Origin of the sequence: Sulfitobacter faviae (assembly GCF_029870955.1) — a bacterium.
Lineage (GTDB): Bacteria > Pseudomonadota > Alphaproteobacteria > Rhodobacterales > Rhodobacteraceae > Sulfitobacter > Sulfitobacter faviae.
On sequence record NZ_PGFQ01000001.1, the window covers coordinates 870,813 to 888,598 of the forward strand.

Annotated in this window: 11 protein-coding genes and 5 pseudogenes; 10 read left to right on the forward strand and 6 right to left on the reverse strand. The window is 60.8% G+C overall.

Going from position 1 to position 17,786, the window contains the following annotated elements:
• Positions 1–15: 15 nt before the first annotated feature.
• The 5 genes and pseudogenes from xdhA to guaD all read left to right on the forward strand — a co-directional run bounded on the left by xdhA (position 16) and on the right by guaD (position 7,694).
• Positions 16–1,479: a xanthine dehydrogenase small subunit gene (gene xdhA, locus CUR85_RS04590; protein WP_067264924.1), complete on the forward strand. Its 1,464-nt coding sequence runs from the start codon at positions 16–18 to the stop codon at positions 1,477–1,479.
• A gap of 16 nt (positions 1,480–1,495) precedes the next feature.
• A pseudogene (gene xdhB, locus CUR85_RS04595) lies at positions 1,496–3,814 on the forward strand (xanthine dehydrogenase molybdopterin binding subunit).
• 3 nt (positions 3,815–3,817) lie between these two features.
• On the forward strand, positions 3,818–4,699 hold the full coding sequence (gene xdhC / locus CUR85_RS04600; protein ID WP_067264922.1) for a xanthine dehydrogenase accessory protein XdhC: 882 nt from the start codon (positions 3,818–3,820) through the stop codon (positions 4,697–4,699).
• 42 nt (positions 4,700–4,741) lie between these two features.
• Positions 4,742–6,342, forward strand: a pseudogene (locus tag CUR85_RS04605) (xanthine/uracil/vitamin C permease).
• Positions 6,343–6,398: 56 nt separating this feature from the next.
• Positions 6,399–7,694: a guanine deaminase gene (guaD, locus tag CUR85_RS04615; protein ID WP_067264916.1), complete on the forward strand. Its 1,296-nt coding sequence runs from the start codon at positions 6,399–6,401 to the stop codon at positions 7,692–7,694.
• A 515-nt stretch (positions 7,695–8,209) separates the two neighbouring features.
• Here the strand turns inward: guaD and CUR85_RS04620 are convergent.
• A pseudogene (locus CUR85_RS04620) lies at positions 8,210–8,849 on the reverse strand (IS3 family transposase); the annotation flags it as partial.
• Positions 8,850–9,050: 201 nt separating this feature from the next.
• Here CUR85_RS04620 and CUR85_RS04625 point away from each other — a divergent pair.
• The 5 genes and pseudogenes from CUR85_RS04625 to CUR85_RS04645 form a co-directional block, all read left to right on the forward strand.
• A pseudogene (locus tag CUR85_RS04625) lies at positions 9,051–9,206 on the forward strand (transposase); the annotation flags it as partial.
• Between the two features lie 461 nt (positions 9,207–9,667).
• Complete coding sequence (locus CUR85_RS04630) at positions 9,668–10,039, forward strand: hypothetical protein (protein ID WP_067264910.1); 372 nt, start codon at positions 9,668–9,670, stop codon at positions 10,037–10,039.
• A 139-nt stretch (positions 10,040–10,178) separates the two neighbouring features.
• Positions 10,179–10,573 (forward strand): annotated as a pseudogene (locus tag CUR85_RS04635) (copper chaperone PCu(A)C).
• Positions 10,574–10,606: 33 nt separating this feature from the next.
• On the forward strand, positions 10,607–10,966 hold the full coding sequence (locus CUR85_RS04640; RefSeq protein ID WP_280321953.1) for a hypothetical protein: 360 nt from the start codon (positions 10,607–10,609) through the stop codon (positions 10,964–10,966).
• Positions 10,967–11,007: 41 nt separating this feature from the next.
• A complete protein-coding gene (locus CUR85_RS04645; protein ID WP_082852073.1) occupies positions 11,008–12,417 on the forward strand; it encodes a PepSY-associated TM helix domain-containing protein in 1,410 nt (469 codons plus the stop codon).
• A 42-nt stretch (positions 12,418–12,459) separates the two neighbouring features.
• Here the strand turns inward: CUR85_RS04645 and CUR85_RS04650 are convergent, their stop codons facing one another.
• The 5 genes from CUR85_RS04650 to CUR85_RS04670 all read right to left on the reverse strand — a co-directional run bounded on the left by CUR85_RS04650 (position 12,460) and on the right by CUR85_RS04670 (position 17,783).
• The gene (locus tag CUR85_RS04650; protein WP_067264895.1) at positions 12,460–13,374 is read right to left on the reverse strand and encodes a D-amino acid aminotransferase; all 915 of its coding nucleotides are present in this window, start codon (positions 13,372–13,374) and stop codon (positions 12,460–12,462) included.
• A 310-nt stretch (positions 13,375–13,684) separates the two neighbouring features.
• Positions 13,685–14,491: an ABC transporter permease gene (locus CUR85_RS04655; RefSeq protein ID WP_197470906.1), complete on the reverse strand. Its 807-nt coding sequence runs from the start codon at positions 14,489–14,491 to the stop codon at positions 13,685–13,687.
• Positions 14,484–15,251: an ABC transporter ATP-binding protein gene (locus CUR85_RS04660; protein WP_067264894.1), complete on the reverse strand. Its 768-nt coding sequence runs from the start codon at positions 15,249–15,251 to the stop codon at positions 14,484–14,486. The genes CUR85_RS04655 and CUR85_RS04660 overlap by 8 nt, the downstream gene beginning before the upstream one ends.
• Positions 15,252–15,332: 81 nt before the next feature.
• Positions 15,333–16,421 carry a cation:proton antiporter gene (locus CUR85_RS04665; protein WP_280321958.1) on the reverse strand — a complete coding sequence of 363 codons (1,089 nt, stop codon included), beginning with the start codon at positions 16,419–16,421 and terminating at the stop codon, positions 15,333–15,335.
• A 342-nt stretch (positions 16,422–16,763) separates the two neighbouring features.
• The gene (locus tag CUR85_RS04670) at positions 16,764–17,783 is read right to left on the reverse strand and encodes an ABC transporter substrate-binding protein (protein WP_067267069.1); all 1,020 of its coding nucleotides are present in this window, start codon (positions 17,781–17,783) and stop codon (positions 16,764–16,766) included.
• Positions 17,784–17,786: the final 3 nt, after the last annotated feature.

Genomic DNA, 17,786 nt, shown 5'->3' on the forward strand with positions numbered 1-17,786 from the left:
ATTGGGAGGCACCCCGTGGACTATCAACGCGACATTCGTTTCATCCTTAACGGCACAGAGATGTCTTTGGCTGACGTACCAGCCAGCCAAACCCTTCTCGATTTTCTCCGGCTCGACCGCCGCCTGACCGGGTCAAAGGAAGGCTGCGCCGAAGGCGATTGCGGCGCTTGTACCGTGCTTGTGGGTCGCCTTGGCACTGCCGGCTTGGTGTATGAACCGATCAATGCCTGCATTCGCTTTCTGGCCTCCCTCCACGGGTGCCATGTGGTCACGGTCGAGCATCTCTCCGGCCCAGAGGGTCGGTTGCACCCCGTCCAAGAAGCGATGATCGACCATCACGGCAGCCAATGTGGCTTTTGCACGCCCGGATTTGTCATGTCGCTCTATGCGCTCTGGATGCAGACGCCCGAACCAACGTCGCAAGAGGTTGAAACGGCGTTGCAAGGCAATCTTTGCCGTTGCACCGGCTACGAGCCGATTATTCAGGCGGCTGTGGCCGTGTCGCGCTATGGCACGCCATCGTCGGATTTGCTGAACGCCGAACGCGAAGAGATAACAGCGCGCCTGCAGGCGCTTCATTCCAAAAAACGCATCGTCTCTGGTCCCGAAGATAACCTAAGCATCATTCCGGCGGACGTGGACGATCTGGCCGATTGCCTGTTGAGCTATCCGAACGCCACCATCGTCGCGGGGTCTACCGATGTCGGGCTATGGGTGACAAAGTTCCTACGGCAAATCGGACCTGCGATTTTTACCGGCCATCTGAACGCCTTGAAAACAGTCGAACGACAGGGGGATCAACTGATCATCGGGGCTGGCGCTAGCTATACCGATTGTCAGGCCGTCCTGTCGGAGCACCTGCCACATCTTATCCCATATTGGAACCGTATCGCGGGTTGGCAGGTGCGTAATATGGGCACGGTTGGGGGCAACATCGCGAATGGCTCTCCGATTGGCGATACCCCGCCCGTCCTGATTGCGCTTGGGGCCCAGATCACGCTGCGGCACGGCGATGCCCGTCGCAACATGCCCCTGGAGAAGTTTTTCATCGACTATGGCAAGCAGGATCGCGCAGCGGCGGAATTTGTCGAAAGCATTCAGGTTCCCCTGCCCGGCTCCGACGATTTGAACGCCGCCTACAAAATATCAAAACGGCGTGACGAGGATATCTCATCGGTGGCCGTGGGCATCCATATGACAGTTACCGAAAGCGTGATCAGCAATGCCCGCATTACCTTTGGCGGCATGGCGGCAACGCCTAAACGTGCGAAGGCCGCGGAAACTGCGCTGAACGGTCAGCGCTGGACGCGCGAGATCTTTGAGGCCGCGGCAGCAGCGCTGGCCGAGGATTTCGAACCGCTCACCGATTGGCGCGCCTCTTCGCGGTATCGAAAGCTCACGGCGCAGAACCTGCTGCGCCGGTTCTATCTTGAACAGGATGCGCAGAGCGCCGCTCCCGTTCAACTTATCAACGCTTAATGAAAGGAGACGACAGATGAAAGACAACGTTTCCATCACCGGCACCGCCCACAGCGATCGCATTCACGACAGCGCGTCCAAACATGTGACAGGCGCGGCGGATTACACCGACGATATTGCCCTGCCCGAGGGAACGCTCCACGCCTATTTGGGTGTCTCGGATGTTGCCCATGCGACGCTTTTGGGCATTGATTATACCGAAGTCCTCGCGACCTCCGGTGTGATCGGCGTTTTGACGGCCGACGATGTGCCGGGTGTCAACGACCTGAGCCCGACCGGGCTGAATGATGAGCCGGTTTTCCCCACCGATCTGATCCAATTCCATGGTCAACCGTTGTTCGCGGTGATCGCGAAGACACGCGACATTGCGCGGCGTGCCGCGGAAAAAGCCAAAATCAGTTACGATGGGCTGCCCCATGCGCTTGATCCCATTCAGGCGCAGCAGGCGGGATACCCGCATGTCACCGCTCCGCTGAAACTGGAACGGGGCGATGTCGATAGGGCAATGGAATCTGCAAGCAATCGGATCAAAGGCAGGATCACGGTCGGCGGACAGGATCACATGTATCTTGAAGGGCATATCGCCTTGGCCATTCCCGGGGAGGACGACGATATCGTCGTGCATTCCTCCACGCAGCACCCCTCCGAAGCGCAGCATATGGTGGCGCAGGTGCTCGGTGTGCCCTCGAATGCCGTAGTGGTGAACTTGCGCCGCATGGGCGGTGGGTTCGGCGGCAAAGAAAGCCAGATGAACCTGTTCTGCGCCGTCGCCGCGATGGCCGCGAAAAAGTGGAATCGCGCCGTGAAAATTCGCCCCGACCGGGACCAAGACATGACGGCGACGGGGAAACGTCATGACTTCGTGATCTATTATGACGTTTCTTTCGACGCGGCAGGACGCATCGAAGCGGTGAGCGGCAGCTTTGCTGCACGCTGCGGTTTTTCCGCCGATCTCTCGGGGCCAGTGACCGACCGCGCCCTGTTTCACGCCGATAACGCCTATTTCTACCCGAATGTTCGGCTTGAAAGCCACCCGATGAAAACAAACACCGTCTCCAACACGGCCTTTCGCGGCTTTGGCGGCCCGCAGGGGGTGGTGGCAGCGGAACGCATCATCGAAGAAATCGCCTATGCCACCGGTCAGGATCCACTGGATGTACGCAAGGCCAACTTCTATGGCGGCGCGGGGCGCGACCTAACGCCCTATCACCAGAAAGTCGAAGACAGCATTCTCGAACGGCTTGTCGGGGAGTTGGAGAACACCTCCGACTACCGCCAGCGGCGCAAGGAGATCATGGCTTACAATGAGACCTCGCCGGTGCTCAAAAAGGGGATAGCGCTGACCCCGGTCAAGTTCGGAATTTCCTTTACGGCGACGTGGTACAATCAGGCCGGCGCGCTCGTGCATGTCTATAACGACGGGTCGATCCACCTGAACCATGGCGGCACCGAGATGGGTCAGGGGCTGAACACCAAGGTGGCACAGATTGTCGCCGAGGCATTTCAGGTCGACTTCGAACGGATCAAGATCACCAAGACCACCACGGAGAAAGTGCCGAACACATCAGCGACTGCGGCCTCCAGCGGAACCGACCTAAACGGGATGGCCGCGCTCAATGCAGTAGAGCAGATCTAAGCGCGGCTCGTCGCGTTTGCATCGTCAACTTGGGATGTTTCCGCAGAAGAGGTGACTTTCCACGCAAACAAAGTGTTCATCGGGAAGGATATCCTGACATTTGATGCATTCATCAAACAGGCCTATCTCGCCCGCGTGCAGCTTTCGGCGGCGGGATTCTACAAAACACCCAAAATCCACTGGGACCGCAGCAAGGGACAGGGGCGCCCATTCTACTACTACGCCTATGGCGCGGCATGCTCTGAGGTGACAATAGATACGCTGACGGGCGAATATCGGGTTGAGCGCACGGACATTCTGCATGACGTGGGCCGCTCGCTCAATCCGGCTCTGGACCGGGGACAGGTAGAGGGTGCCTTCATCCAAGGCATGGGATGGCTTACGACCGAGGAATTATGGTGGGACGATGCCGGACGGCTGCGGACCCATGCGCCCTCCACCTACAAAATCCCCCTCGCCTCGGACCGCCCCCGCATATTCAACGTGAACCTTGCCGACTGGTCGGAGAACCGCGAATTGACCGTAAAGCGCTCCAAGGCCGTAGGAGAGCCGCCCTTCATGCTTGGGGTTTCGGTCTTCGAAGCGCTCTCGATGGCCGTCGCTTCGGTCGCCGACTACCGCGTGTGTCCACGTCTTGATGCTCCGGCCACGCCGGAACGCGTGTTGCTGGCCGTGACGCGGCTGCAGGCCATGGTGTGAACCATGTCGAATACCCCCACCTCTCTGACAGAATTCCTCGCGACACATTCCTCGGTCATCCGCGTCGCGCTGACCCGTGTGCGTGGCTCTTCGCCCCGAAACGAGGGCACGGAGATGTTTGTCTCTGACCAAGCGCTTGGGGGGACGATCGGCGGCGGCCAGCTGGAATTCATGGCGATCCAAGCTGCAAAGGACATGTTGCAGAGCGGAGACTTGGAGCGAGAGATGGACGTGCCGCTTGGCCCCGAGATCGGCCAATGCTGTGGGGGACGGGTCGAAATCCGCTTGATGCGGATGCGGCCCTCGGACAAGCGCGCCGCAGCAGAACGCGCGCGCCAGACAGAGGCGGCACTGCCTCATGTCTACGTCATGGGGGCCGGTCATGTCGGGCGCGCATTGGCCGACCTGTTCCAGCATTTGCCCGTCAAATGTATCCTAGTTGATCCCCGGCCAGAGGAGATCGCATATAACACGGCTGCGGTAGAGACCCGTATCAGCGTGCTGCCGGAGGCCGAGATCTGGAACGCACCGGCGGGCAGTGCCTTTATCGTGCTGACCCATGATCACGGGTTAGACTTTTTATTGGCATCTGCCGCCTTGCAACGCGGCGATGCCTTATATGTGGGCATGATCGGCTCGGCCACCAAGCGCGCGAAGTTTAAAAACTGGGTCCGCACGCATTGCGACGGCCAAACAATCGAACATTTGAATTGCCCCATCGGGGCATGCGGTAGCCGCGACAAGCGGCCCAGCGTCACTGCAGCTTTCGTAGCTGCCGAAGTGATCGCTGAATTGACCACTGAAACTGCCGCAACCGTCCCGATCGGGGTAATAGAAGCGCCCCCGGGGCGCACATATCTGGGCCGAACGGGGAGACTGGCCTAATCGGGCCAGAGGCGTTCCGCCCTATCAGTGGAGGAGACCGTCATGGACGTGAGGACGTATAACTACAAGCTGTTTGCACGCAGCGATTTCAACGCTTTCTGGGCGTTATTTACCGATAACCTAGTGAACTTGCTGATCCTGACCGGGGTTTGCCAATTCGTGTTTCAGATGCCGCCCGAGATCGTTTTTGGCCGCATCGTACCCGGCGCCGCCATCGCCATTTTGGCCGGTGTGGCGGTCTATACCTATATGGCCAAATGGGCGGCCAATCGACAGGACAAAGACGTGACCGCCCTGCCCTACGGCATCTCGACACCCGTGATGTTCGTCTATCTTTTCGGGGTCATCGGGCCAATTTACTGGGCCACGGACGATCCCTTGCTGGCATGGCAAGTCGGCATCGGCGCGGGCTTTATGGGTGGTATCGTGGCAGCACTCGGGGCCATCGTTGGGCCATGGTTGAAAGAGATCACGCCGCGTGCGGGCATGTTGGGCACCCTATGCGGCATTGCCTTGGTGTTTATCGGCTCTGTACCCTTGGCGCAGATCTTTGAAAGCCCGATTATCGCGTTCACCTCCCTGTTGTTCATTCTTTGGGGATTGATCGGACGCTTTCGCCTTCCCGGCAACCTGCCTGCCGGTCTGGTCGCAATCGCCGCCGGTACGATAATCGCTTTCGCCTTGGGAGAGTCCAAAGTGGACGTCAGCGGGATCGGGTTTTACCCGCCGGTTCCTTATATCGGCGACCTGTTTGCCGGCCTGCAATATCTGTTTGCGAACCCCGAACTTTTCCTCGTGCTGATCCCGGTGCAGATCTACAACTTCATCGAGACGATGAACAACGTGGAATCTGCCGAAGCGGCAGGGGATCACTATCCGGTTGGCCTGTGTCAGGTCACCGATGGCGCGGGCACGATGCTGGGTGCGCTCTTTGGTTCGCCCTTTCCAACGACTGTCTACATTGGTCATCCCGCCTATAAGCGGCTCGACGCACATGCGGGCTATATCATCGGTGTCGCCATCGTCATCGCCGCTGCCGCCTTTGCCGGGCTTCTGTCCTTTCTTGCGGGCCTGATCCCCGTTGCCGCGGCTGCGCCGGTCTTGGTCTTTGTTTCTGTCAGCCTGATCACCAACACGGCTTGGGCGGTAAAGCCAATGCACATGGCCGCCGTATCCTTTGCCATCCTACCGCATATCTCGGCGTTCTTGATGACCAAATGGGGATCGTTGATGAACGCTCTGCGCAGTTCCGGTGTCGAGGGGCTGCCCTCCTTGGGGGATGAAGCACTTACCGCCGCGCTTTTAATGGAAGGCGCGCATTACGAAGGTCATCTGGCCCTTAGTCAGGGGCGATTATCACCGGTCTTATCTGGGGTGCGATTGTCGCCGACACGATTGACGGGCGCTTCAAAATGGCAGGCGGCTTTGCAATCGCAGCCTCTTTGATGTCCTCGGTGGGGATCATTCATTCCTACAAGCTGCAGATGCCCCAGCTCGATCCCATCACGATAGGCTACCTGATCGTTGGTGCGTTCATGTACCTATATCCGATGGTCGCGCCGAAAGAAGACCTCACGCGCCGTATCGTCGTGCCCGACGAGCCCGACCTTATGGACGAAGATATGCCCACCCAACAGGCCTGACCCGTCACGGGCGGCATCTCGCCGCCCGCCCAAACCTTCCCAGACTTGAGAACCCTATGACCAAAAAACTGCTTCGCTGGCGCCTTTTGACGTTTCACCGCGCCCCGCAAGATGGCTCTGATACTGACTCTTACTGCTACCATGAGGATGCCGGTCTGTTGATTTGCGACGGCATCATTAAGGACAGTGGCCCTTTCGACAGCATATTGGCCAAAGCCCCTGACGTGTCCGTCACCGATCACCGCCCCTACCTGATGATGGCGGGTTTCATCGACACGCATATTCACTTTCCACAGGTGCAAGTGATCGCCTCATGGGGGTCGCAATTGCTGGATTGGCTCAACAATTACACTTTCCCGGAAGAGACCCGTTTTGCCTGCGAAAGCCATAGTGAACGCATGGCGCAGGCCTTTTTCGATCAGTTGATTGCCCATGGCACGACCAGCGCCGTGGCATATTGCTCGGTTCACAAGACCTCGGCAGATGCATTTTTCTCAGAGGCGACGCGGCGCAATATGCGGATGCTTGGCGGAAAGGTCTTGATGGACCGGGACGCACCAGCCGAGCTTCGCGACACGCCGCAAGAAGGATATGACGAAACCAAAGCATTGATTTCGGAATGGCACGGCAAGGGTCGGAACGGCTATGTGATATCGCCCCGCTTCGCCATTACGTCGACGCCAGAGCAGATGCAGATGGCCATGGCGCTCGCGAATGAGCATCCCGATTGCCACATCCAAACCCATCTGTCCGAAAATAAGGACGAGATCGCCTTTACCAAAGCGCTATATCCCCAGGCGCAGGACTATCTGGATGTCTACCAATCCTACGGTCTGCTGCGGAACAACACGTTGCTGGGGCACGCCATTCACCTTGAGCCGAGAGAAATTGATGCCTTGGCGGACACCGGCGCGCACCCCGTGTTTTGCCCGACATCGAATTTCTTCCTGGGCAGCGGGTTGTTTAATCACCACAAGCTAAATGCCCGTGGCATTCTGAACGGGATTGCGACGGACGTGGGTGCGGGCACGAGCTATTCGATGCTTCAAACCCTGAACGAGGGCTACAAGGTTCTGCAACTTCAAGGGCAGTCCCTGCATCCGCTCCAAGCCTTTGATTGGGCGACAAGGGGCAATGCTCAGGTTCTGGGTCTGGAAGACAAGATCGGTACATTGGCGGTGGGAACAGAAGCAGACGTTGTGATCTTGAACTCATCTGCCACAAGCGCGATGGCGCTGCGTATGGAGCGTGCCGAAAGTCTCGCAGAGGAGTTGTTCGTGCTGCAGATCATGGGAGACGACCGCGCGATCGAAGAAGTCTATCTGAGTGGTGTCGCGCAGAAGGTCGGCTGAGGTCAGACGGGCGAGGCCGGAGCGCGGGGGACAGCGGAACCTATCGCATTTGCAGGGACGCAAAGCTGAACCTGTGCAATCGCATCAAGACGTTCTCCAAAATGAGGCGCAAGCACGCGAGACAGCTTGGCCTTGATCGAAGACGCCATCGCAATGAACCCGCTAAACATTTCCCGAGCCCGGCCCCTCTCGCGCCTTGCAGGGAAAGTTGCCCATTCAGGCATCTTGGTTCCGAGTTACCTGATAAATGGCGGGAGCCACAGGCATCAACTCCGAAATTTCGGCGGTTGGACGTGGGTTAGGAAGCCCGCCGCCCTCTAGGCAATCCATACGACAAAGCCTTTCCCGCACCCCTTAACAAAAACCCACCCCCAAACCGCGCCGTAAAATGAATGCTACATATCATTATTGACAGTATGAAAGATTGCTTTCATTCTCGCCTTATCGAGAATTTCGGAGGCACCGTTGCAGACCTCAATCAGAACTCAGCTAGAAGGTGTCTTTGAAGAAGGGATGGCAACCCGTGCACCTGACAGGCTGGTGTCCGCGACGAGGCACAGGCATTCGCGGTACAGTCATAGATCATCGCCAAGATCTGGAACTTACGTGAGGCACTGTAGCAGCCGGACACGAAGTCAAGCGTTCAACGCGCGTTGACGCTCGCGGCGGCTGGCATCGCCACCCTTGTCCCGCGCGCCCGTTTCAGATTACGTCGTTGCTTCACGGACAACCCCTCTTTCCGGTATATTCGGTAGAGCTTCTTATGGTTCATGCTTATGCCTTTGTGTTCCAACCGCACCCTGATCCGGCGGTAGCCGAACCGACGTCGCTTGCCGGCGATCTCCTGCATTTTCTTGCGGATATCGGTATTGTCCGGTGGGCGCTCGTGCCGGACGGTTCTGGGGTCGACACCGATAAGCCGACACGCCCGGCCCCGCGAGATATCATGATCCCGCATCACCCGGAGCGCCGCATCTCGCCACTTTGTCAATGTCGTCGACTCTTTCCCTGAAGGTCTTTCAACACATCCTTGTCCAGTATGGTATCGGCCAGCAGGCACTTAAGCTTGGCATTCTCGTCCTCCAACGCCCTTTGTCAGACAGCCTCGGACACATCCATACCGCCACACTTGGCCTTCAGCTGGTGTGCAGGAGCAGCGACACACAGATCGCTTTCCCCATTATGATATGCGCCAATTCGCCCTTAGGTTTGCTCCGCGTCTTTAGACATGCGTTGAAAAATCGTCGGAAACCAATCCTCGCGCAGCTTTTCGCCTGGCGTCATACGGTAATCACCCCCGATGTTGAAAGGATGCGGAAGTTGAATTTTCTCGGCAGGATGAACGAAGAGATTCCGGTGAAAAAGACACGGTTTACCGAGGCCCAGATCATGGGCGTGCTGCGCCGGATGGAAGGCGGCGCTCCCGTGGAGTAGTGCGGTGAACACGGCATGAGCAGTGCCATGCTTTACAAATGGCGGGCCAAATATGGCGGTATGGATGCGAGCCTGATCAGGTCCGCACCTGGCGGTTCGAAAGCGGCTATAGATGCAAAAGGCAGCGAACGGCCGCTCTCTGCCCAGTTTGCCGTTTTCCGCGGCACACGACAGGTTCAGGCGAAGTCCTAGACGAGTGCGCGGTAGCGGGGCGGGCGTGAGAACCGTCGACATTAAGCATTGTCGTGGAGAGCCTAGAGACAGAGAGCCCCTAAGATGGCGCCTGATCAAGGAGCCCCGGTGCGCGAAGTTATGAGGCACGATCTGTAGCTCAGCGACCGTTCCAACGCTTAACACTCGGCACCATATAATAATGCTCTAAATAATGTAACTATATACCAATATCTTAACTCTGAATCCTACCATCCCAGCCAACACTCTCCCCCGATTGCCCCCCTGCGCAGCGCCCGGCCTACGACATCGCGTCGCAGATTAAAGCGCCCTATAGCCTTGCCGCGACAGCCGGGGTATCAGGGCGCATGTCCGCCGTTTCGCGCATATCCTCGCTTCGGGTCAGTCTGACCCTCTTGCTGCTGCTGGCCCTTGCCAGCTTGCCTTTCGCCCATCGGGCGACCGCGCAGGTGCAGCAGGATCCGGCGTTCATCGCCTTTATCCAAGCGGGCGGCACGTTGAGCGACCTTTGCGATGGGCCGGTCGAAGGGCAGAACCATGCGGCTTTGGATTGCGAAGCCTGCCGCATCGTCAACGCGCTGATCTTGCCCAACCCGGCGGATGTCTTTCTGCCGCGCGCGGCGCTGCACTTTGCCACGCCCCGCCTGACCCGCGCCTTGGGCGCGCCACGCAGTCCCGCCGGGGCGCCACCGCCTGTCAGGGGCCCTCCCTTCGTCTGAGCCACCACCTTTTTTTGCACATCTCAGACAATGGAACATGACAATGAAATCTCTCTATACCGTAGCCTTGGCTGCCCTCATCGCCCTGCCCGCCGCCGCGCATGAGTACACCGCAGGCGCTTTGACCGTCGATCACCCGATGGCTTATGAGACCCCGAAAACCGCCCGCGTGGGCGGCGGCTATCTGACGATCACCAATGGCGGCGACACTGCCGACCGTCTTGTCAGCATCAGCGCCGAGGGCTTTGACGAAGTCTCTCTCCATGAGACGACCACCGATGACATGGGCGTTGCGCGCATGTCTCATGTGGACGGCATCGACCTGCCCGCGGGCGAAACTGTCACCCTCAAACCCGGGGGCTGCATGTGATGTTCATGGGTCTCGACGGTGATCCCTTTGAGGAAGGCGAGAAAATCCCCGCCACCCTGACCTTTGAAAAGGCCGGAACCTTGGATGTGACGTTCAATGTGGAAAGCCGCCGCGGGCATGACGCGGGCGGAATGGATCACTCATCGCACGAGCATAAACACTAAGCCCAAGCCCATCGCAGGATGCGCCGCAAGGCGTTGACCGGCCCGCTTCAACACCTCTGCCTCTGGGCGGTGGTGTTGTTGTTTGGGGCGTTCTCGGCGTTCGCGCCCGGAACCATGCCAGAGCGCCAGCAAGGCGCGCTGACCATGGTGCTGTGCACGGGCCACGGGGTGGAGACGGTGACCATCGGACCAGACGGCGAACCGGTGCAGCCCGAGCACAAGCCCTGCGACTGGAACCAGCACTCCCTCGCTGCCCTACGCAGGGGGCTGGCGGTGCAGCCCTTGGCCGTCACCTTTCACCCGGCGCCACCGCTGCCCCCTGCCCCTGCCACACAGCCCAAACCGCGCCGCGCCTCTGTCAAACGCGCAAGGGCGCCGCCACGGGTTCTCTGACCTTCCAAACCACATATCAATTCAGTCAGAGGACCAAATACATGGTTTCCATCGATCCTGCAGGCGCGGCAGCCCTGCAAAACGACAATACGCAACGTGCGAACAGCTTTTACCGCGCCGCTTGGCGCTGGCATTTCTATGCCGGGGTCTATGTCATCCCCTTTTTCATCATGCTCGCCCTAACGGGGCTTGTGATGCTTTGGATTGCCTTCATTGGCGGGCGGGACGGAGAGCGGATCGCCGTCACGCCCCAAGACGCACCCCTCGCCCTCTCCGATCAGGCCGCCGCCGCACAGGCCAGCATCGAAGGCGGCACCCTTGTGCAATATGTCGCCCCCCGCGCCGATGATCTGGCCGCGATCTTTCGGGTGGACGCGCATGACGTGGCGACCATGGTCGCCGTTGATCCCTATACCGCCGAAGTCCTCGCCAGCTTCCCGCGCCGCAGCGGCTGGTACGACATGGCCGACAACATCCACGGCAGCCTGCTATTAGGCGTGACCGGCGACCGCATGATCGAGATCGCGGCCTCGCTCGGCATGGTGCTGATCGCCACGGGGCTCTACCTCTGGTGGCCGCGCGGCACTGGTTTGCGGGCGGCACTGCTTCCGCGACTGGGCCGTGGGCGCGCCTTGTGGAAATCTCTGCACGGGGCGATCGGGCTTTGGGTGTCGGTGGTGCTGTTTTTCTTCCTGATCTCGGGCCTCTCTTGGGCCGGTATCTGGGGTGAAAAGATGGTGCAGGCATGGAGCCAGTTCCCGGCAGAGAAATGGGAGGCTCCGCTGTCGGATGACCTCCACGCCAGCATGAACCACGGGCCCAAGGAGGTGCCTTGGGCGCTGGAGCAGACCCCGATGCCCGCCTCGGGCAGCGATGCCGGGGTGGCGGGATTGGCCGAAGGCACGCCGGCCACGCTTGATACCATCGACGCGCTGGCCCGGCAGATTGGCTTTGACGCGCGCTATCAGATAAACCTGCCCCGCGGCGAAGACGGGGTTTGGACGCTGAGCCGGGATTCGATGAACACCGATGCGATCGACCCCACCAGCGACCGGACGGTGCATATCGACCGGCACACGGGCAAGATCCTCGCCGATGTGCGCTATGAGGATTATTCGCTGGCCGGGAAGGCGATGGCCGTGGGCATCGCGCTGCATATGGGCACCTTGGGTTGGCCGAGCGTTTTGGCCAATACGCTGTTTTGCCTCTCGGTGATCTTTCTCTGCGTCTCGGGCGTGGTGATGTGGTGGAAACGCCGCCCGGCAAATCCTGCCGGTTGGCTCTCTGCCCCGCCCGCACCGCGCAATATGACGCTGTGGAAAGGCGCGGCTCTGGTCGGTCTGGTGGTGGCGCTGGCCTTTCCGATGGCGGGGGTCACCCTGCTGGCCGTGGGGCTGCTGGATTGGCTCCTGCTGCGCCGCGTGCCCGCGCTGAAGCGCATGGTCTCCTAAGATGCCGCCCGCCCCTTCGCGGGGGCGGGCACCCATCGGCGTTCAGGCCGTGTGCTGTTTGATCAGCTCTTTGTACAGCGCTTGGATGCGTTTGGTGACAGGGCGCTCGCCCGTGCCGATGGGTTTGCCGTCGATCTCGGCCACCGGGGTCTGCGCGCCGAAGGTGCCGGTGAGGAAAGCCTCATCCGCGCCGTAAGCCTCGTAGAGCGAGAAGTTCTTTTCCTTCATCGGGATGCCATTCGCGTGGCAGAGGTCGATGACCTTTTGCCGCGTCACGCCGTTCATGCAGTAGTCCCCGGTCGAGGTCCAAACCTCCCCCCGGCGCACGATGAAGAAGTTGCAGGCGTTGGTGGTGTTCACGAAACCATGCGGGTCGAGCATCAGCGCCTCATCCGCGCCCGCTTCCTCGGCCTGCAGGCAGGCGATGATGCAGTTGAGCTTGGAATGGCTGTTGAGCTTCGGGTCTTGGCTGTGCGGCAGGCCGCGCACCTGCGGGACGGAGGCGAGGCGGATGCCCTTGGACTGCAGCCGGTCAACGGGTTTGGAATGTTCCATGATGATCACCAGCGTCGGCCCGGTGGTGCTGAGTGACGGGTGCTGGAAGGGTTTGTCCTTGATCCCGCGCGTCAGCATCAGGCGGCAGTGCACGTCATCGTGCATGTCATTCGCCTCTGCCGTGCGGCGCAGGGCGTCGGCGACGCCGGCCTTGTCCATCCCCACATCGAGCGAGATCGCTTTGCAGGAGTTGAAGAAGCGGTCCATATGCTCATCGAAGAAGGCCCATGTACCGTTATAGAGGCGCATGCCCTCCCAGATGCCGTCGCCCAGCATGAAGCCCGCGTCATAGACCGAGACTTTGGCTTCGTCGCGGTGTACGATGTCGCCATTGACGTAGATCTTGATGTCGCGGTTGCGCGCGTCTTCGTCGGCGGCGTGGGTGGTGGTGTGTTCGGTCATGATGGGGGTCCGTTGGTGAGGGCGGTTGGCGCTATTGATACGCAAATGATGCGCTCTTACCACCCCGGTCCGGAACTGAGTGCTTGAGGTTACCACCCCGGCCCGGAATCAAGCCGGAGGCGCCGGGCCATCGCCTGCCCGCCCGTCACGCCGGAGGCGTGCCAGCCTATATGGGCGCACCTTTGGTGCGACCGGGTAGGCGATTTGGTGAGGCCGGACGTGACATATCGAGCGCACATCACGGTTGAACCATAAAGTGGAAGAAACTCACGACAGATCGCCCACCCGCGGGCAGGCGCTGGCCCTTGTGTTATACCCGCCAGCGCAACACGCGCCGCTCCACAAAGGCCACGGCCGACGACACCGCCACGCCCAGCAGCGACAAGATCACCACCCCTGCAAACAGCCGCTCCAGATCATACAAGCTCCCGGCCTGCAGGATATACGCCCCAATCCCATATTCCGCGCCCAGCATCTCTGCCGCCACCAGCAGGATAATCGCGATCGTCAGCGAAATACGCAAGCCGGACAGAATCCCCGGCATCGCACCGGGCACCACGATCTTGGACACGATCGACCACCAGCCGAGGCCGAAACTCTGCCCCATGCGGATCAGCACCCGGTCCACATTGTCGACCGCCGCATAGGTCGCCACCACCGTGGGCGTGAAGGTGCCAAAGGCGATCAGCGCGTATTTGCTGGCCTCGTCGATGCCGAACCAAATCACGAAGAGCGGCAGCAGCGCGATCTTGGGGATGGGGAAAATCGCCGCCACCAGCGGCACCAGCCCCGCGCGGACCAAGGAAAACAACCCGATCAACACGCCGATGCCGATGCCCAATGAGGCACCAATCAGCGCGCCCACTGCCAGACGGGTCAGCGAGGGGCCGAGGTGTTTGAACAGCATCCCCGACTGGTAAAGCTCTTGAAAGGTCAGCAAGACATCGCTGGGCCGCGGCAGGGTCAGGGGTGAGATGAAGCCGCCGCGCGTGCCCCATTCCGCCAGCAGGATCAGCACCACGAAAACCGCAAGCCCCACGCCGCGCCGGGTGCCGGGCTGGAAACCACCGCCGCGAAAAGTGACCTCGCGGGCGTTCACATCCGTCATTTCAGCCATCGATCAACTCCGCATCCGCCGCCGCGGCCTCATCACGCATCAAGCCCCAAAGGTGCTGTTGCTGCGCCTCCAATACCGGATCGCCGTGGCGCCGCTCGGCCAGCGGCATGTCCAACTCCACCACCTCACGCAGCTCACCCGGACGGCGCGACAGGACGACGATCTTATGCCCCAGCCGCACGGCCTCGGCGAGGTTGTGGGTCACATAGACCGCCGTGAAAGGCTGCCGCGTCCAGAGCGCCACAAGGTCATCCATCAGCAATTCGCGGGTCTGGCTGTCGAGCGCGCTCAGCGGCTCATCCATCAGCATCACGGCGGGGTTCACCGCCAGCGCCCGGGCAATCGCCACCCGCTGTTTCATCCCGCCCGACAACTGTTTGGGCAAAGCATCGGCGAAATCGGTCAGCTTGGTCCGGGCCAAGACATCGGCGATGATCGCCTCGCGCCGCGCCTTGCCCAGCCCATGCCCCTCCAGCACCAGCGCCACATTGCCGCGCACGCTGCGCCAAGGCAGCAGGGCGAAGTCCTGAAAAATATAGGTCAGCGGGTTCAGACAGCCCGCAGGCGCATCGCCCATTTGCAACACCCGGCCTTCGCTGGGGCGTTCCAACCCGCCCAGCATCCGCAGCAAAGTGGATTTGCCACAGCCCGACGGGCCAACGATGCAGACGATCTGGCCGGAGGGAATGTCGAGCGTGATGTCACGCAGCACTTGGGTATCGCCATAGTAATGGCTGACGGAGGAAAGCTTGAGGTCCATGCCGCCCTTTTTCAGCAAAAACGCCCCGCGCGCAATGTGCGATCCGCAAGAGGGCGCGACCGCCCTGCCCCGCCGGGCCGGTTAGGAGGGCGGCTCCCCCTTGCCGCGCAGCCCGTCCACCGCGATCCCGGCGGTGAACCCATGCACCAAGGTCGACAGAAGGATGGCAAAACCCACCATCGCCCACAACGGCTCCTCGTCCAGAAACTCAACCTTCCCCGCCGCATAGGCGAGGTAATAGATCGACCCGATCCCCCGTATCCCATAAAGCGCGATAACCCAGCGGGGGCGCGCCTCAAGCGGCGTGCCCATAAGCGACAGCCACCCAGCCAAGGGGCGCACGACAAAGATCAGCGCCAGCACGATCACCGCGCCCGCAAGGGTCAGATCGCTCAGCAATGCAGGCATCACCGCGCCGATCGCCACCAGCAAAAGCGCCGTCAGCGCATGTTCGACAGCGGCGGTGAAGTCATGCAAACGGCGGTGGAATGCATGATCCGCCTCGACCCGCCGGATCACCAGACCGGCCATCGCCACGGCGATAAAGCCATAGCCCTCGGCCAATTCGGTGGTGCCGTAGCACAACAGCACCCCCGCCAAGGCCACCACGCCCGAGGAGGTTTCGGCCAGCACCGCATTGCGCGGCACCGCAAAGAGAACCTGCCCCAAGGCCCAGCCCCCCGCAGCCCCCATGGCGGCCCCCACGGCGATGCGCCAGAAAACGTCACGCGCCAGCCATTCCACGCCCCAAGACGCTGGGGCCACCCCCTCTGCGGCGACCAGAATGCCGAGGTAGACGAAAGGAAAGGCCAAGCCATCATTCAACGCCGCCTCGGTCGTCAGCGCGAAACGCACCGGATGCTCGCCACCCTCATGCGGCGGGCCGACCTGCACATCGGCGGCCAGAACCGGATCGGTGGGCGCCATCACCGCCCCCAAGAGGATCGCACCCGCCGCGGTCATCCCCGCAAAGGCCCAGCCCATCAGCGCGACCGACAGGATCGTCAACGGCATGGTCAGCGCCAGCAACCGCGCCGTCGGCCCCCAGCGGGACCAATCCGAAAGCCGGTCGATCCTTAGCCCCGTCGCGAAAAGTGCGACGATGACGCAAAGCTCCGAGACGACCTCCCATGGAAAGGGCATCGCGCGGGGGTCGGGGAATGTCGGCATGCCGGGGACAAGGGCGAAAACCCCATGCCCAGCAGGATCAACAACCCCGAGGCCGCAGGCTCTCGACGGCTGAAAAAGCGGGGCAGCCAATGGGCAAGGATGACCACCGCCCCCACGGCCCCCAATGCGAAATGATAGCCGTTCAGGGCGAAAAAACTGCCGTCGCTCACTGCCGATTCCCGTTTTCTGCTCAGGGGCTTGGCCCCATATCAGCATCATAGGTATCTTGGCGCGGCGGCATTGCCAGTCATGCGCGGCGGAAATCCCCTCGCGGCCCGAAAGCAAAAGGCGCGCCCGTGGGGAGCGCGCCTTGCACAGCGTAGCCTTCAAAAGGTCGGGCGTTTAGCTGCCCACCGTCTCGACATAAGAGGTGTCGATCAGCGTCTCCAAAGTGATGTCGGCATCGACCAACCCTTCGGACTGGAACCACTCCAACTGATCGCGGACCGAGGCGACGTTCAACTTGGCCCCTTCGTTCAGGCGCATGGTGCCATTGATGATCGAAGGCGCGGCCTTGTCGCGCGGGCGGTCGGTGTAGACATATTTGTGGATCAGATCGACCATCTCATCCACGCCCGTATCACCGCCTTCCTTGGCGATCATCGCCGCGTTGTAATCGGCGACACCTTTGGAATAACCGGCGAGGAAATTCTTGGTCATCTCCTGCTCGTCCGTGGCGTTTTTGGTTGAGGTGAAGACCGTGGTCACCTGATAATCTGGCAGATAGGTCGCCACATCACCGATGATATGCACCGCACCTGACCCGGCCAGGGGCTTGGCGATATGCGGCACGATCGACCATGCGTCGATCTGGCCCGATTTCAGTGCGCCGATCACCGCGCCGACCTTTTGCAACGGCTTGAACTTGAGGTCGATCCCCTCCGCCGCGGCCATTTTGGAGCCCATGTAGTGGAAGGACGACCCCGCCTGCGTCATGCCAAAGCTCTTGCCGTCCAACATGCCCGGCGCAGTGATGCCCGCCTGATAGGCCGCGTCGGAGACGAGGAATTTCTGCCCGTCGATGCCCTGCTCTTCTTGCAGGCCGCCGCCGATCACCTTGACCGCGCCCTTTTGCGCCAGCGACACCAGCCCGCCGGAAATCGCGGTGATCGCATAGTCCACATCGCCGCTGGCAATCGCCACGGCCATCGGCTGCGCGGCCTCGAAGAAGCGCAGTTCGACATCCAGACCGGCCTCTTTGAAATAGTCCCGTTCAAAGCCGACGAAGCTGCCCGCGTGGCTGGTGAAACGCAGCGCGCCTAAGGTGATCTTGCGGTTCTGCGCCAGAGCCGGTGCCGCCAGCCCCACAGCCGTTGCGGCGCCCAAAGTTGCGATGGCCTGACGGCGGGTGAACAGGGTCATGAT

Bases quoted from the DNA above. Each gene is read 5' to 3' on its own strand.
- CUR85_RS04670 (WP_067267069.1), bottom strand. From the start codon at position 17,783: ATGACCCTGTTCACCCGCCGTCAGGCCATCGCAACTTTGGGCGCCGCA.
- guaD (WP_067264916.1), top strand. From the start codon at position 6,399: ATGACCAAAAAACTGCTTCGCTGGCGCCTTTTGACGTTTCACCGCGCC.
- xdhC (WP_067264922.1), top strand. From the start codon at position 3,818: ATGTCGAATACCCCCACCTCTCTGACAGAATTCCTCGCGACACATTCC.
- CUR85_RS04665 (WP_280321958.1), bottom strand. From the start codon at position 16,421: ATGCCGACATTCCCCGACCCCCGCGCGATGCCCTTTCCATGGGAGGTC.
- CUR85_RS04660 (WP_067264894.1), bottom strand. From the start codon at position 15,251: ATGGACCTCAAGCTTTCCTCCGTCAGCCATTACTATGGCGATACCCAA.
- CUR85_RS04630 (WP_067264910.1), top strand. From the start codon at position 9,668: ATGTCCGCCGTTTCGCGCATATCCTCGCTTCGGGTCAGTCTGACCCTC.
- CUR85_RS04650 (WP_067264895.1), bottom strand. From the start codon at position 13,374: ATGACCGAACACACCACCACCCACGCCGCCGACGAAGACGCGCGCAAC.
- CUR85_RS04655 (WP_197470906.1), bottom strand. From the start codon at position 14,491: ATGGCTGAAATGACGGATGTGAACGCCCGCGAGGTCACTTTTCGCGGC.
- CUR85_RS04645 (WP_082852073.1), top strand. From the start codon at position 11,008: ATGGTTTCCATCGATCCTGCAGGCGCGGCAGCCCTGCAAAACGACAAT.